Below are 12,775 nucleotides of genomic sequence, written 5' to 3' on the forward strand. Positions count from 1 at the left end.
GAACAGGTTCTGAAGAGGAGCACTGATGATGGCGCATGCTCAGGGTCAGCAACATCCAATTAGTTTGTACCTTAAAATCTGGGGGCTGTTATTCGTCCTCAGCACGCTGTCGTACCTTGTCGACTATTTTCACTTCCAGGGCTACCTTAGGTGGTCCCTGATTATCACTCTCATGTTGTTGAAGGCAGGTTTAATTGTCTCCGTCTTCATGCATATGGCCTGGGAACGGTTGGCCATGGTCTACGCCATATTGGTGCCACCTTTATGTTTACTGGTGCTCGTCGGACTGATGGCCACCGAGGCGGACTATGTTTTCCTCAGTCGGGTAATTTTCTTCGGCCAATAAGTAACTTCCGGATGGCCTTAAGAAGCCTCCTGGGGCTAATCCGCAATAAATGGCTTTATGCGTTATATCGTTATATCGTTCGCTTGAACTGATGCCATCTGTGCAGCCAGGCTACTGTCCAGTGGGGGGCTGCCGCTCCCGTGCCGGCGATCTTCAGCCTTGGATAATGTTCGATTACCCGGTTCAATACCGATTCCTGATCCGGCTCAACATCCACGAAGAAGATATGTTTGCCCTCTTCTACCACCTGTTTAAAACTGCGGAAGTGAGTATTTGGCACCTGGATACCAAAAAAACCACCTTCCCAGATACAGAAGCCCAATACAACAATGGCAAGGAAGATAAAAGGCACCCAGCCTGCGGGGGATTTGGTCCAACCCAGCCAATAGGCACCGCCAAGGACCAGCGCCGCGAGTGGCACACCGACCACCGCACCAATCTCGCCAGAGTGAACAGCATCTTGTTTCATTAACGAGTTAACCTCGTGGAGGTGATGTTGTTCAACATCAGAAGCTTTTTCACTGAGCACATGAATTTGTTCGGTATTGATGCCGTTGGCTTCCAATTCATTTTCAACGGTTTCTAGATCGTCGAAATTGTCACTGATATAATAGTATCGATTCACTCCACACCTCCCATCTCGCTTTTGCCGTAGACCTCCTCTGTCCTGCAGCCGTTAACTGAAATTTGCAGTCGGTATCTGTACCCGTGGGGAACGTTGCACACTTCATGCAATTCGAACGAAGTATAGCATTCCATGGCATACATGCTGGTAAGTGTCAAAATCTAAAAACAGCATTAGGGCCTGGCGCACCCCGACGAATTCTGCCTCGCAGCGCCACCAGAAAGTTCGCCCAACAAGGCCGGAAACAGGTCCTGAAATCGGCCAGACGCAGGTTTAGAACTGTTGGAAGACCGGGGTGACCTCAGCGAGCTGTATGACAGCCTTCAGGCGCGTGGATGCGCGCCCAAGGGCTGTTTGCCGAGCTGCTGGCGCAGCGCTTCAAGCTGGCGCTCATGGGGCTCGTATTTTCGGAGCGTCGACGTTCGTTGGCGGGGCGATCGAGCAGGCGTACCCCCGTGTTGGCTGATGGCGGGGTGCAGTTGCCATTTCCACGGTTGTTTATTGTGGCGACGCGGTAAAAACGGAGGAAGCGCTCGTCCTTCCAGACGCTTTCGACACGGGCTGTACGTGGGTCTTGAAAGCAGCACTTAAACCGCACCCACAAAAAAACCGGCTAACTGAGCCGGTTTTTTGTTGTCTCTACATCCCTCGTCAAAGCTGCCTGACGCTGGATTCAATCAAGTGGAGCGGGTGAAGGGAATCGAACCCTCGTTATCAGCTTGGGAAGCTGGAGTAATGCCATTATACGACACCCGCTCAGAGCGGCTGACTTTGTACCAGATGTGGGCGGGGATTTGAAGTTTTTCTTTGGGGGGATCTGCGTTTATGTGTTTTTTTTCGGGACGCAGTGGGCAACATTCAATCGTCGACGGCGGCGGAGGCAGCGCTGACGATCGGGGCACAGATGAAGTGAGAGACCGTTTTGCGGTCTTTCGCGGGCAGGCCTCGCTCCTACAAGAATGTGGAGTTCTTAGGGGAGCGAGGTTGCCTGCGTTGACGCAGTTTCACATTGCCAATGCATGGTGGTCCCGAACGTAGTGGTAACGCGGTCGGCTTTCGTGTCGGGCCGGTTTCAAAAAGTCGATCAGGGCTTGGCGACTGTCTCGGCAGGCGGCTTTATGCTCTATGTCGAGAAAATGTCCGGCGGCCTGGATGGTGCTGAAGGTGCTGTGTTGCACATGGTTGGCGAACAGTTTGGCGTCGTCGGGGGAGGTGTATTCGTCCCATTCGCCGTTCATGAACAGCATCGGTACGTTGATTTTTTTGGCCGCGTTGAGATAGCACAGGCGATCGCTGTTGAGCACTTCACTGATGTGGAAGTGCATCTGCCCGTATTCGTGTTCGGCGAGGCTGCTGACGTGCCGGTAGTTGAAACGCTTGAACAACGACGGCAGGTGTTTGCCGATGGTGCTGTTCACCAGGTTGCCGACACGGTCGCGGTCCAGGCTGCCGAGGTAGTCGACACCACGTTCGAGGTAGTCAAGCATCGGTTCGTTGACCACTGGGGAGAACGAACTGATCACGGCCCTTTCAATGCGCCGTGGACGATGGGCCAAGGCGACCAACGCCGCGGCGCCGCCCCAGGAAAACGACAACACGTGTTCGGCGGCGAAGTGGTCGATCAGCTCCAGGAGGATCAGCCCTTCGACTTCCTTGGTGAGCATTTTCTCGTGCAGGTTGTGGGCTTTGGACTTGCCCGCGTAGGGCTGGTCGTAAAGCACGACGTTGAATTGCGGATGTAGGTTCTTCACGGTCTGGGCAAAGGACGCAGTGGTGGCCATTGAGCCGTTGACCAGAATGATGGTCTTTTCTGCGGCATCTGCGCGATAGAACTCCGTGTAGACCCGAAACTGACCCTGTATATCCAGCACAGCGATTTCTGGCCTCATGTCATAAGACTCCTGGCAAGCGGGTATGCGCGCAATGAGATTGCACGAGCTTTGTGACAGGTAGGCATACGCCTGGAATTTTTTGCCCATGTCGATCCGGTGAAATCTGGTCGACGGGTATTGTTATAGGCGGGCAATCTGCCGGGGGAATGCGGAGCCTGAAGGCTCACTGCCGGCAAAAGGTTTCTTAGAATGCGTTGGTGACTCATCGGTCACATTTCGGCCGACGGTTTGATTCAAGCAGGGAGATCCCCATCCCGCAAGTGCCGTTTGTAAATTGATCGACAACTTTCTGCTGAATGGTCGTGACTTGGCGGCGGGTTTTAGATTTGTTGGATTTCTTCAGCGGTCAGCGGGCGATACTCGCCGGGTGCGAGAGCGTCGTCGAGTACCAGTGGCCCCATGCATTCGCGATGCAGGCGCAGGACTTTATTGTTGAAGTGGCCGAACATCCGTTTCACCTGGTGGTAACGGCCTTCGACGATGCTCAGCCGCGCGCTCTTTGGCCCGAGCACGACCAGTTCGGCCGGTTGGGTGGTGAGATCTTCGAAGGCGAAGTACAGGCCCCGGGCGAAGGTCTGCGCATACTCGGGGCCGATGTCTTGTTCGGTCTCGACGTAATAGATCTTCCCCAGTTTGGTCTGCGGCTGGGTCAGGCGTCGCGACCAGCTGCCGTCGTTGGTGATCAGCATCAGGCCGGTGGTGTTGAAGTCCAGTCGCCCGGCGATGTGCAGCTCGTGTTTGTCCGGCTCATCGATGAGGTCGAGCACGGTCGGGTGCTCAGGGTCGCTGGTGGCGCTGACGCAGCCCGGCGGTTTGTGCAGCATGAAGTAGCGCGGCGGTTTACCGGCTTGCAGTACTTCGTCGTCGCACTCCACGCGGCTGAACTCGCGCACATCAAAGTGAGGGTCGCTGATTATTTGCCCGTCGACCTTGATCCTGCGCCCGACCAGTAGCAAGCGCACTTGTTTGCGGTTGAAACGGGGCAGGTTGCTGAGGAAACGGTCAACGCGCATGGCTATCGGCTGATCAGAAAAGGGCCGCGCATCTTACGTGATCTTCCCGGTGGCCGCCTGCAGCTGCGCCTCGACCTGCGCGCAGCGCGGGCACAGGCAGGATAGGTCGCGCAGTTCGACGGGCAGGGCCCGGAGCACTGCCGGATCGATGCTGACGCCATAGCACCAGCACGCTTGGGCGGCGGTGCGCGGATCGGCCAGGGTGCAGTCGTTGCCAGCACCGCAGGCCGGGCAGAGATTGGGTTTATTCATAGCTTGGGAGAGGTTTTTCCACACAGGTTCGATTACGGCCAGTCTGTTTCGCACGGTACATCGCATGGTCGGCACGCGACAACAGGTTGTGCAGCGTGTCGTCGGGTTGGAGGGTGGTGAGACCGATGCTGACGGTGATCTGCAGCGCTTGGCCTTCATAGGCATAGCGTTGTTGCTTGATCTGTTGACGGATTTTCTCGGCGATCATCTGACCGTTGCAGCTGTCGGTATCTTTGAGCAGCACGATGAATTCTTCACCGCCCCAACGGCAGACGATGTCTGACTGGCGCAGGCAGCTTTGCAGATCGCGGGCGAAACCGCTCAGCACCTGGTCACCGGCGAGGTGGCCGTAAGTGTCGTTCAAACGCTTGAAGTGGTCCAGGTCCAGCAGCAAGGCTGTCAGCGGTTTCGGTTCACGCTGGGCTTCATGCATGGCCTGGACAGCCAGCAGATCGAAGCCGCGACGGTTCGGCAGGCTGGTGAGGCTGTCGAGGGTAGCCTGGGCTTGGATCTTGCTCTGGTAACGGTTCAGCAGGCGGTTGAGCAAGGCCAGGATAATCAGCGTGATGATCAGGCAGATCAGCAGGTTGAGGTACAGCGACTGGCGGATTTCACCGAGGGCACTGTCTTCGCGTTTATCGACGAACAGGTACCAGTTCAGCTCCGGGATGAAGCGCACGTTGAGGAAATGTCCCTGGCCCTGGGCCGAATACTCATAACTGCCGCTGTGGGGTTTGGGCAGTTTGGTCAGCAGGTCTTTCATGCTATCGAGTTCGCTGAGGGTCTGCCCGACCCGCGCACCTTGGGGCCCACCCTCGGCACCGGTGAGCACCAGACGGCCATAGGTGTCGACGAAGTACACGCTGCGCTGGTAACGCTGCTGGTATTTGTCGATCAGCTTGACCACCGCGTCGACGGTCAGACCAACGCCGGCAGCGCCGATGAACTGGTCTTTGTAATCGTAGACTTTGTAGTTGATGAAGAAGGTCAGGCTGTCGTGGTTGGCCAAGTCAGGATCGACGTTGATCTCATACGGCTTGGCCATGTCGTGCACGCGGAAGTACCAGGCATCACGGGGCTCTTGGGTGCTGATTTTTTTCAGCACACCTTTGGCGTGGTAGTAGGTCAGGCTGCTGTCGGAGACGAAGAACGCGGTGTAGGCATTGTAGTGAGTCATGACTTCGTTGAGGTAGCGGGTCATTTGCGCAGGCTCGCGTTCGCCAGCCACTACCCAGTCACGCATGAAGGTGTCGCGGGCCATCATCGAGGAAATCAGGATCGGCCGGACCAGGTCTTTCTGGATTTCCGAGTAGACCGTATCGGATGTCAGCGGTAGCTCGGTATTGACGATATTGTCGCGAATCGACGCCCGTGAGGCGTAGTAGCTGAGCAATGAGGTGGCGAGGAAACCACAGCCCAGTAGCGCGATGAGTGTGAGTACCAACGAGCGTTGCGAAAACAGCGCAGAGCGAAGCGGCATGGCAGTTCCGTTGGCAGAGACCGGGTGGGGCATTCTAATGGCGCTGTGCGGAAATAACTGCTTAATATGTAGGGTTTTTTGAAACCCCTGTAGCAGCAGGCTGCGCCAGCTGCTACAGGGTGGGGGGGCTCATGATCGGGTCAATTGCGGCTTTGCAGGTACGCCCGCCAACCCCCTGAGTGGCTAATATCCGTAGCACCTTCCAACCCGTACGGTTCACAAATAAACCCGCTCTCCCAACGTCCATCCGCAAGCTGTACTTTGCCCAACCCGAGCGGCGCGGGAATCCCGGTCAGAAACGAACCCAGTTCACTGCTCGGCAATTCCCAGACTTCTACCGCAATCGCCACGCCGCCTTCCGCAACGCGGACCATTGCGGGGCGAAACGGTGGGCCGCCGGCCAGTGCGTGGAGTTGGTAATGCGGCGCGCTTTGAGTGGTTTCAACCAGACGGCCACCCCGTTGCTTGAGTTGCCAGTTCAGCGCCAGCCCATCCAGATGTGCGCCGCAAACCACCAGCCGGGCGCGGTCATTACGGGCAGGATGGGGAGGGGCCGGGGATGTCGAGCCTTGCTGACGTTGCAGCGCATCAGCCACGCTCAGCAAGTACTGGTCGGTAAATGCCCGACCGAACAGCGTCACGCCCCACGGCAGGCCGTTGTTCATGAAACCGCTGGGCACGGCGACGGCGGCGTAGTCCAGCAGGTTCATGAAGTTGGTGTAGTAACCGAGTTCTGAGTTGCGCAGTACCGGTTCTGCTGCAAGCTGCGCCAGGGTCACCGGGCGGCCGATGGTTGGCGTGAGCACGCAGTCGAGGTCTTCCAGTGCCTTGTCGCACAGGGTTTTCAAGGCCTGCAGGCGATACTGGGCGCGGAAGGTTTGCACGCCGTCGACTGCCGGTGCCTTGGCCAGCACGGCGCGAATCACCGGCAGTACGGCTTCCGGATTTTGTTCCAGCAACTCGCCGGCCACGCTGTAACGCTCGGCCACCCAGGGCCCTTCATAAAGCAAACGGGCGGCCTCCAGGAACGGTGACAAGTCGAGCTGCACCGCTTCACCGCCAAGTTGTTTGAGTCGATCAATGGCGTTATCGAACAGTACGGGACCTTCCTCGCAGCCGAAGAATTGCAAATCTTCAACTCGCGGCACGCCGAAGCGCAACGGTCGCGGAGTGCCAAAGGCTGAGCCATCGTTCCACAGTGGGTTGCAGCGGCTGTACTCGTCACGCGGATCGAGCCGCGCGGTCAGGGCCAGCAACCGGCTGGCTTCACGAGCCGTCGCGGTAAAGGTCGTCACGCAGTCCAGAGTGCGGCAGGCCGGGACTACACCTGCAGTGGAGATCAAGCCTTTGGTGGCTTTCAACCCAAGCAGGTTGTTCAAAGCAGCGGGTACTCGACCGGAACCCGCCGTGTCGGTACCCAATGCAAAACTCGCCACACCCAGCGCCACCGCCAATGAAGAACCGGCGCTGGAACCTCCCGACGGGTATTCCGGCAACACGCTGTTGGGGCAAGCGCCGTAGGGCGAGCGGCTGCCGTTGAGGCCTGTGGCGAATTGGTCGAGGTTGGTCTTGCCCAACGGGATCGCGCCGAGCGCCAGCAACTGCTCGACGATGGTTGCCGAGCGCTGCGCAACATAGGCGAACGCCGGGCAGGCGGCGGTGGTGGGAATGCCCGCCAGGTCGATGTTGTCCTTGATCGCGAACGGCACGCCGTACAGCGGCAAACTGTCGATGTCGCGGCCGTCCAGCATGGCGAGGTACGGTTCCAGTTCAGCGACGCTGAGCAGGTGGATAAACAGGTGATAGTCCGGGTTCAGCGCCGCGGCTTTTTCCCGCAGGCTCAGCAGCAGCTGCCGAGGCGTGGTGCTACCGGCGCGATAGGCCGCACGCAGAGCATCGAGTTGCAGATTGATGGTCATGGCTTGAGTCCTTCCTTCTTTAAATGAGATCAGTCGAGTTCCAGCACCACGACCCGCTGCCCGGCGCGCACCGCGCAACCGGGTTGCACGCGAATTTCCCGGACCACACCGGCCATGGGCGCGAGCACCGGGATTTCCATCTTCATCGACTCCAGAATCACCAGCACATCACCGGCGGCGACCCGGCTGCCGGTTGCTACCTGAACCTGCCAGAGGTTGCCGGCAATGTGGCTGTCGACGCTCTGCTGGCCTGTTTCCAGTGGCGCAGCTTCGGCCTGTTCGGGTACCCGCTCCTCGCTGTCGAAATGCGCCTGGCCGCTGGCGATCCAGCGTTCGCGCTCGGCGTTGAAGGCGCTCTGTTGCTGTTGGCGGAACGCAGCGATGCTCTCGGCTTCTTTGGCCAGAAAGGCTTGGTAGTCGGCAAGCCTGAGCTGGCTATGTTCAATGCTCAGCTCAAAGCGCCCCAGCGGGAAATCACGACGAATCTGCAGCAGCTCATCGGCGCTCACCGGGTAAAACCGGATCTGGTCGAAGAAGCGCAACAGCCACGGTTTACCGTCGAATGCCGCGACCTCGCGGTAGCGGTTCCACATTTGTAACGTGCGACCGACGAACTGATAACCACCTGGGCCTTCCATGCCGTACACGCACAGGTAGGCGCCACCGATGCCCACCGAGTTTTCGGCGGTCCAGGTCCGTGCCGGGTTGTACTTGGTGGTGACCAGCCGGTGCCGTGGATCGAGCGGGGTGGCGACCGGCGCACCGAGGTAGACGTCGCCCAGACCCATCACCAGATAGCTGGCATCGAACACCGTGCGCTGGACTTCGTCGAGATTGGGCAGGTCGTTGATGCGGCGGATGAACTCCAGGTTGCTTGGGCACCAGGGCGCATCCTTGCGCACGGTGGTCAGGTATTTCTCGATGGCCAGCTGGCAGGCCGGGTCATTCCAGGACAACGGCAGGTGGACGATGCGCGACGGTACTTGCAGGTCTTCGGCGGCGCACACCGCATCCCATTCGCCGGCAACGATGCCGAGCAGATCGGCCAGCGGCAGTTGCTCGGGTTGGTAATGCACTTGCAGCGAGCGGATGCCCGGGGTCAGGTCGATCACCCCGTGCAGTGCTTTGCTTTGCAGCGCTTGCATCAGCGCATGACCACGGAAGCGCAGCACCAGATCCAGCTCGGGGGCGCCGATTTCCAATAGCAGATGGGTGTCGCCGGACAGCCGTGCGATCAAGCGAGTGTCGTCCTGACCGAGGTCCAGAACGATGGGCGAAACCAATTCCTCTGGGCGCGGGCTTGCTCGCGATGGGGCCAGACCAGACACCGCGTCAACTTCATCGCGAGCAAGCTCGCTCCCATATAGATAGGGTTTACAAGCCAAGGCTCGTGCTGTGTCGATACCGACGGGAAAGAACTGCACCTTGTCCCCGGCCTTCAACTGCCCCAACTGCCACAGATCCGCCTCGATCACCGTCACCGGGCAAACGAACCCACCCAGGCTTGGGCCGTCGGGACCGAGGATCACCGGCATGTCACCGGTGAAATCCACCGCGCCGATCGCGTACGGGTTGTCATGGATATTCGAGGGGTGCAGCCCGGCTTCGCCGCCATCGGCGCGAACCCATTCGGGCTTGGGTCCGATCAGCCGTACGCCGGTGCGGCTGGAGTTGAAGTGGACCTCCCATTGGGTGGCAAAGAAGGTCTCGATATAGCCTTCAGTGAAATATTCCGGCGCGCCATGGGGGCCGTAGATCACCCGGATTTGTCGCACTGGCGGCAACTCGAGCACCTGTTCAACCGCAAGGCTTTCCCCCGCGCCATGGTCACTTAACGGGCAAAGATGCAGCACATCCCCGGCCCGCAAGGCACGACCGCCGTGGCCGCCGAACTGGCCGAGTGTGAATGTGCTTTTGCTGCCCAGATAGTCCGGCACTTGCAGGCCACCGCGCAGGCACAGGTAGCTGCGAGCACCGACTCCGGTGATGCTACCCAGACCCAGGGTCGCACCGGCCGGGATCAGAAGGGTGGTGTTCATCGGTGCCGGTTGGCCGTTCAGCGTCAGCGCAATGACAGCGCCAGTGACCGCTACTACGGCGTCGCAGTTGAAGCGCAGCAACGGTCCGCTCATGGTGATTTCCAGCGCGGCGACACCTTCTTCGTTACCCAGCAAGCGATTGCCCAGGCGCAGAGCGCGGCTGTCCATCGGACCCGACGGCGGCACGCCAACCGCCCAGTAACCGAGGCGACCGGGGTAGTCCTGCACGCTGGTCTGGGTGCCGGCGCTGAGCACTTCGAAGGTATTGGCCTGGTAGAGAAGACCTTCGAGGCAACGGGTCCAGGGCTGGCCGCTGGCGAACGGTACATCGAGCAATATCTGCCGCAGGTAATCGCGGTTGGTTTCCACGCCGTACAGCAGGCTGTCGCCCAAGGCTTGATGCAGATCGGCGCGCGCCTCTTCGCGGCTGGGCGCCCAGCTGATGAGTTTGGCGATCATCGGATCGAAGTAGGGCGGGATCTCGCAACCGGCCTCGACCCAGGTGTCGATGCGCAGCTGTTTGCCATCGGCCACCGGGAAATTCACGGCGCTCAGCAGGCCAGGACTGGGCTGGAAATCCCGGCCCGGATCTTCGGCATACAACCGTGCCTGAATCGCATGACCTTCGGCTTTCAAGGTGCGGCTCAGCTCGCTCAACGGCGGCAGATCACCGGCTGCCAGTTGCACCATCCAGCGCACCAGATCCACGCCCCACACTTGTTCAGTGACGCCGTGCTCGACCTGCAAACGGGTGTTCACTTCCAGAAAATAGAAGCGCTGGGCGTCGCTGTCGAAGACGAATTCCACGGTACCGGCGCTGCGGTAATTCACCGCTTTTGCGAGTTTGATCGCCGCCAGGCACAGCTCCTCGGCCATGCCGTCGGGCAGGTTCGGCGCCGGGGTTTCTTCAAGGACTTTCTGGTTGCGCCGCTGCACCGAGCAATCGCGCACGCCGAGGGCGATGACTTCGCCCTGGCCGTCACCGAACACCTGAACTTCAAGGTGCCGGGCACGCTGGATGTACTTCTCGATGAACACGCCAGCGTCGCTGAAATTGTTCTGTCCCAGGCGCTTCACTGCATCGAAGGATTCGCTTAGCTGCGCCGCGCTGCGGCAAACGCGCATTCCAATGCCGCCACCGCCGGCGGTGCTTTTGAGCATCACCGGGTAACCGACCTGCTCACCTGCGATCAGCGCGGCGTCGAGGCTGTCCAGCAACCCGGTGCCTTCGAGCATCGGCACGCCGTGTTGTTTGGCCAGGGCACGGGCGGTGTGCTTGAGGCCGAACACCCGCAGTTGTTCTGGCGTTGGCCCGACGAAGGCGATATTGGCCGCTTCACAGGCCTCGGCGAACGCGGCGTTTTCCGAGAGAAAACCATAGCCGGGATGAATCGCCGTGGCGCCGCTGGTTTTGGCGATGGCGAGGATTTTTTCCACCGCCAGATAGGTAGCCGACGCAGCACCTTCGCCCAGGCTGTGAGCTTCGTCGGCATGCAGGACATGCAGGCTGGCGGCGTCGGCTTCGGAATACACGGTGACGCCCTTGACCTGCAATTCACGCAGGGTTCGCAAGATGCGACAGGCAATGGCGCCACGGTTGGCTATCAACAGTTTTTTGAACATGACAAAACCCCTGGAGGCTGAAGGCAGCTCAGCCCCGACCTGGGATGCGGGCCGTCCCGCAGTTTTCGATGTGCGCCGGGGTCGTCCCAGGCGGCAGAATCAATTTGGCTTAGCCAGGTGATCACCTGTGTTTACTTGATGCACTGCCCCGACCGGCTCTGGCACAGGGCGAACAACCAACGGCGCAGGCGCACGCATTTCAGTTCCATACCAGTAGCTCCGCTGGTGTGGGGTTGTAGGCGTTGCACGGGTTGTTCAGTTGCGGGCAGTTGGATATCAGCACGATCACGTCCATTTCGGCCCGCAGGTCGACGTATTTTCCGGGGGCGGAAATACCGTCCTCAAAGGTCAGGCCACCGTCGGCAGTGACCGGAACGTTCATGAAGAAGTTGATGTTCGGCCCGATGTCGCCTTTGCCCAGGCGCCCGTCATGAGCGCAGGCCCGCAGGTAGTTGTCGCGGCAGCTGTGCATGTAGCGTTTCTCCAACGCGTATCGCACGCTGTTGCTCTCTTGGGCGCAGGCGCCGCCAAGGGTATCGTGGCGTCCGCAGGTGTCTTCGACGATGGTCAGCATCGGCTGGCCCAGGTTGGAAAAGAGCACGCTGCCGGTGCTCAGGTAGACGCTGTTTTGTCGGCGCAAGGTGCGCTGCACGTCATAGCGTTCCCTGGGGTTTTTCAGGCTGTAGAACAAAGTGTCGACGGCTTGATTGCCTTCCAGATCGAGGATGCGCAAGGTCTGTCCGGCCTTGACCTCCATCAGCCACGGCTCGCCGGACGGAATGGTGGCACGGTACACCGCGGTTTCAGGATGCCTGGTGGCAGGGGCGATTGCTAAAGACATGGCGCGATCCTCAGGCGAACAGACGGTCGGTGTTGATGAAGCCGCGCTCGTTCTCGGGACGCGAGGTGCGGCAATGCTTGGCGACGCTGGCGTCAGCGTTCATCCAGCTCAGCTTGAGCGGCTTGGGGGCGTATTCCGGGTTGGGATCCATGGGGTGTTGCAGAGCAGTGAGCACCACCAAGGTGTCCATCGGCGCGTAAAGCTCGATGTAGTCACCGGCCTTGGAGTTACCTTCGATGAAGTGCAAACGTCCGTCGGCATCGACGCTGACTTTGCTGAACAGGTTGAGGGTCATCAGCAGGTCGGACAGGCCCAGCCCCCATTTGCCCAGTTCCACCAACAGGTTGTCGGTACCGTTGCGGTAGAAACCGTTGCGCAGTTCCTGAAAGCGGCCCTGGCCGTACTTTTCCGCCACCTCGTGCGCGCAGAGCACGCCGCCGATGCTATCGCTCCAGCCGCAGGTGTCGGCGGTGATCGCCGCCAGAACGCGGCCCATGTCCGAGTACAGGCAATGGCCGACGGTGAGCCTGGCGGTGTGTTGGCATTTGAGGCTGTCCGGCAGGTTCAGCCGTTCGGTTTTCTCGTTGGCGTTGAGCAGGGTCAGACTGACATTGGCGCCACCGCGAATATCGGTCAGGCGCAGCAGTTGGCCGCGTTTGAGGACAAAGGAACGATGACCGCCACCGGGGAGCATTTCTTCGGCGAAGGGGGGGAACAGTTGAGTCGAATCAGTCATGTGAAAAAA

Annotated in this window: 10 protein-coding genes, 1 tRNA gene and 1 pseudogene; 2 read left to right on the forward strand and 10 right to left on the reverse strand. The window is 59.6% G+C overall.

Annotation, left to right across the window (positions count from 1 at the left end):
- The first annotated feature begins 28 nt into the window (after positions 1-28).
- Positions 29-346 (forward strand): cytochrome C oxidase subunit IV family protein, encoded by a 318-nt coding sequence (locus AC07VR_RS14205; RefSeq protein ID WP_216743721.1) that lies wholly within the window; start codon positions 29-31, stop codon positions 344-346.
- A gap of 70 nt (positions 347-416) precedes the next feature.
- Here the strand turns inward: AC07VR_RS14205 and AC07VR_RS14210 are convergent, their stop codons facing one another.
- Positions 417-971 (reverse strand): magnesium transporter, encoded by a 555-nt coding sequence (locus AC07VR_RS14210; RefSeq protein WP_494994512.1) that lies wholly within the window; start codon positions 969-971, stop codon positions 417-419.
- Between the two features lie 433 nt (positions 972-1,404).
- On the opposite strand from AC07VR_RS14210, the pseudogene AC07VR_RS14215 reads away from it, so the two are divergent.
- A pseudogene (locus AC07VR_RS14215) lies at positions 1,405-1,489 on the forward strand (trans-aconitate 2-methyltransferase); the annotation flags it as partial.
- A 164-nt stretch (positions 1,490-1,653) separates the two neighbouring features.
- Here AC07VR_RS14215 and AC07VR_RS14220 read toward each other — a convergent pair.
- The 9 genes from AC07VR_RS14220 to AC07VR_RS14260 all read right to left on the reverse strand — a co-directional run bounded on the left by AC07VR_RS14220 (position 1,654) and on the right by AC07VR_RS14260 (position 12,766).
- A tRNA-Gly gene (locus AC07VR_RS14220) sits at positions 1,654-1,727 on the reverse strand.
- Positions 1,728-1,975: 248 nt separating this feature from the next.
- Positions 1,976-2,860, reverse strand: coding sequence for an alpha/beta fold hydrolase (locus tag AC07VR_RS14225; protein ID WP_495011575.1), 885 nt, complete (start codon positions 2,858-2,860; stop codon positions 1,976-1,978).
- A 323-nt stretch (positions 2,861-3,183) separates the two neighbouring features.
- A complete protein-coding gene (locus AC07VR_RS14230; RefSeq protein ID WP_494994514.1) occupies positions 3,184-3,876 on the reverse strand; it encodes a pseudouridine synthase in 693 nt (230 codons plus the stop codon).
- Positions 3,877-3,909: 33 nt separating this feature from the next.
- On the reverse strand, positions 3,910-4,128 hold the full coding sequence (locus AC07VR_RS14235) for a cysteine-rich CWC family protein (RefSeq protein WP_494994515.1): 219 nt from the start codon (positions 4,126-4,128) through the stop codon (positions 3,910-3,912).
- Positions 4,121-5,608 (reverse strand): sensor domain-containing diguanylate cyclase, encoded by a 1,488-nt coding sequence (locus AC07VR_RS14240; protein WP_495011576.1) that lies wholly within the window; start codon positions 5,606-5,608, stop codon positions 4,121-4,123. The genes AC07VR_RS14235 and AC07VR_RS14240 overlap by 8 nt, the downstream gene beginning before the upstream one ends.
- 140 nt (positions 5,609-5,748) lie before the next feature.
- A complete protein-coding gene (gene atzF / locus AC07VR_RS14245; protein ID WP_494994517.1) occupies positions 5,749-7,527 on the reverse strand; it encodes an allophanate hydrolase in 1,779 nt (592 codons plus the stop codon).
- Positions 7,528-7,556: 29 nt separating this feature from the next.
- Positions 7,557-11,189 (reverse strand): urea carboxylase, encoded by a 3,633-nt coding sequence (gene uca, locus AC07VR_RS14250; RefSeq protein WP_495011577.1) that lies wholly within the window; start codon positions 11,187-11,189, stop codon positions 7,557-7,559.
- Positions 11,190-11,388: 199 nt separating this feature from the next.
- Entirely contained in the window at positions 11,389-12,030 is a 642-nt protein-coding gene (locus AC07VR_RS14255) for an urea amidolyase associated protein UAAP2 (RefSeq protein ID WP_494994519.1), read from the reverse strand.
- A gap of 10 nt (positions 12,031-12,040) precedes the next feature.
- Positions 12,041-12,766, reverse strand: a complete 726-nt coding sequence (locus AC07VR_RS14260) for an urea amidolyase associated protein UAAP1 (RefSeq protein ID WP_495011578.1) — start codon at positions 12,764-12,766, stop codon at positions 12,041-12,043.
- Between the last annotated feature and the right edge of the window lie 9 nt (positions 12,767-12,775).

Source organism: Pseudomonas sp. GW821-FHT02H09, assembly GCF_059421425.1.

What these genes read in the sequence shown, in the direction of transcription:
- AC07VR_RS14205 (WP_216743721.1), top strand. Translation starts at nt 29, where the DNA reads ATGGCGCATGCTCAGGGTCAGCAACATCCAATTAGTTTGTACCTTAAA.
- AC07VR_RS14225 (WP_495011575.1), bottom strand. Translation starts at nt 2,860, where the DNA reads ATGAGGCCAGAAATCGCTGTGCTGGATATACAGGGTCAGTTTCGGGTC.
- AC07VR_RS14230 (WP_494994514.1), bottom strand. Translation starts at nt 3,876, where the DNA reads ATGCGCGTTGACCGTTTCCTCAGCAACCTGCCCCGTTTCAACCGCAAA.
- AC07VR_RS14235 (WP_494994515.1), bottom strand. Translation starts at nt 4,128, where the DNA reads ATGAATAAACCCAATCTCTGCCCGGCCTGCGGTGCTGGCAACGACTGC.
- AC07VR_RS14240 (WP_495011576.1), bottom strand. Translation starts at nt 5,608, where the DNA reads ATGCCGCTTCGCTCTGCGCTGTTTTCGCAACGCTCGTTGGTACTCACA.
- atzF (WP_494994517.1), bottom strand. Translation starts at nt 7,527, where the DNA reads ATGACCATCAATCTGCAACTCGATGCTCTGCGTGCGGCCTATCGCGCC.
- uca (WP_495011577.1), bottom strand. Translation starts at nt 11,189, where the DNA reads ATGTTCAAAAAACTGTTGATAGCCAACCGTGGCGCCATTGCCTGTCGC.
- AC07VR_RS14255 (WP_494994519.1), bottom strand. Translation starts at nt 12,030, where the DNA reads ATGTCTTTAGCAATCGCCCCTGCCACCAGGCATCCTGAAACCGCGGTG.
- AC07VR_RS14260 (WP_495011578.1), bottom strand. Translation starts at nt 12,766, where the DNA reads ATGACTGATTCGACTCAACTGTTCCCCCCCTTCGCCGAAGAAATGCTC.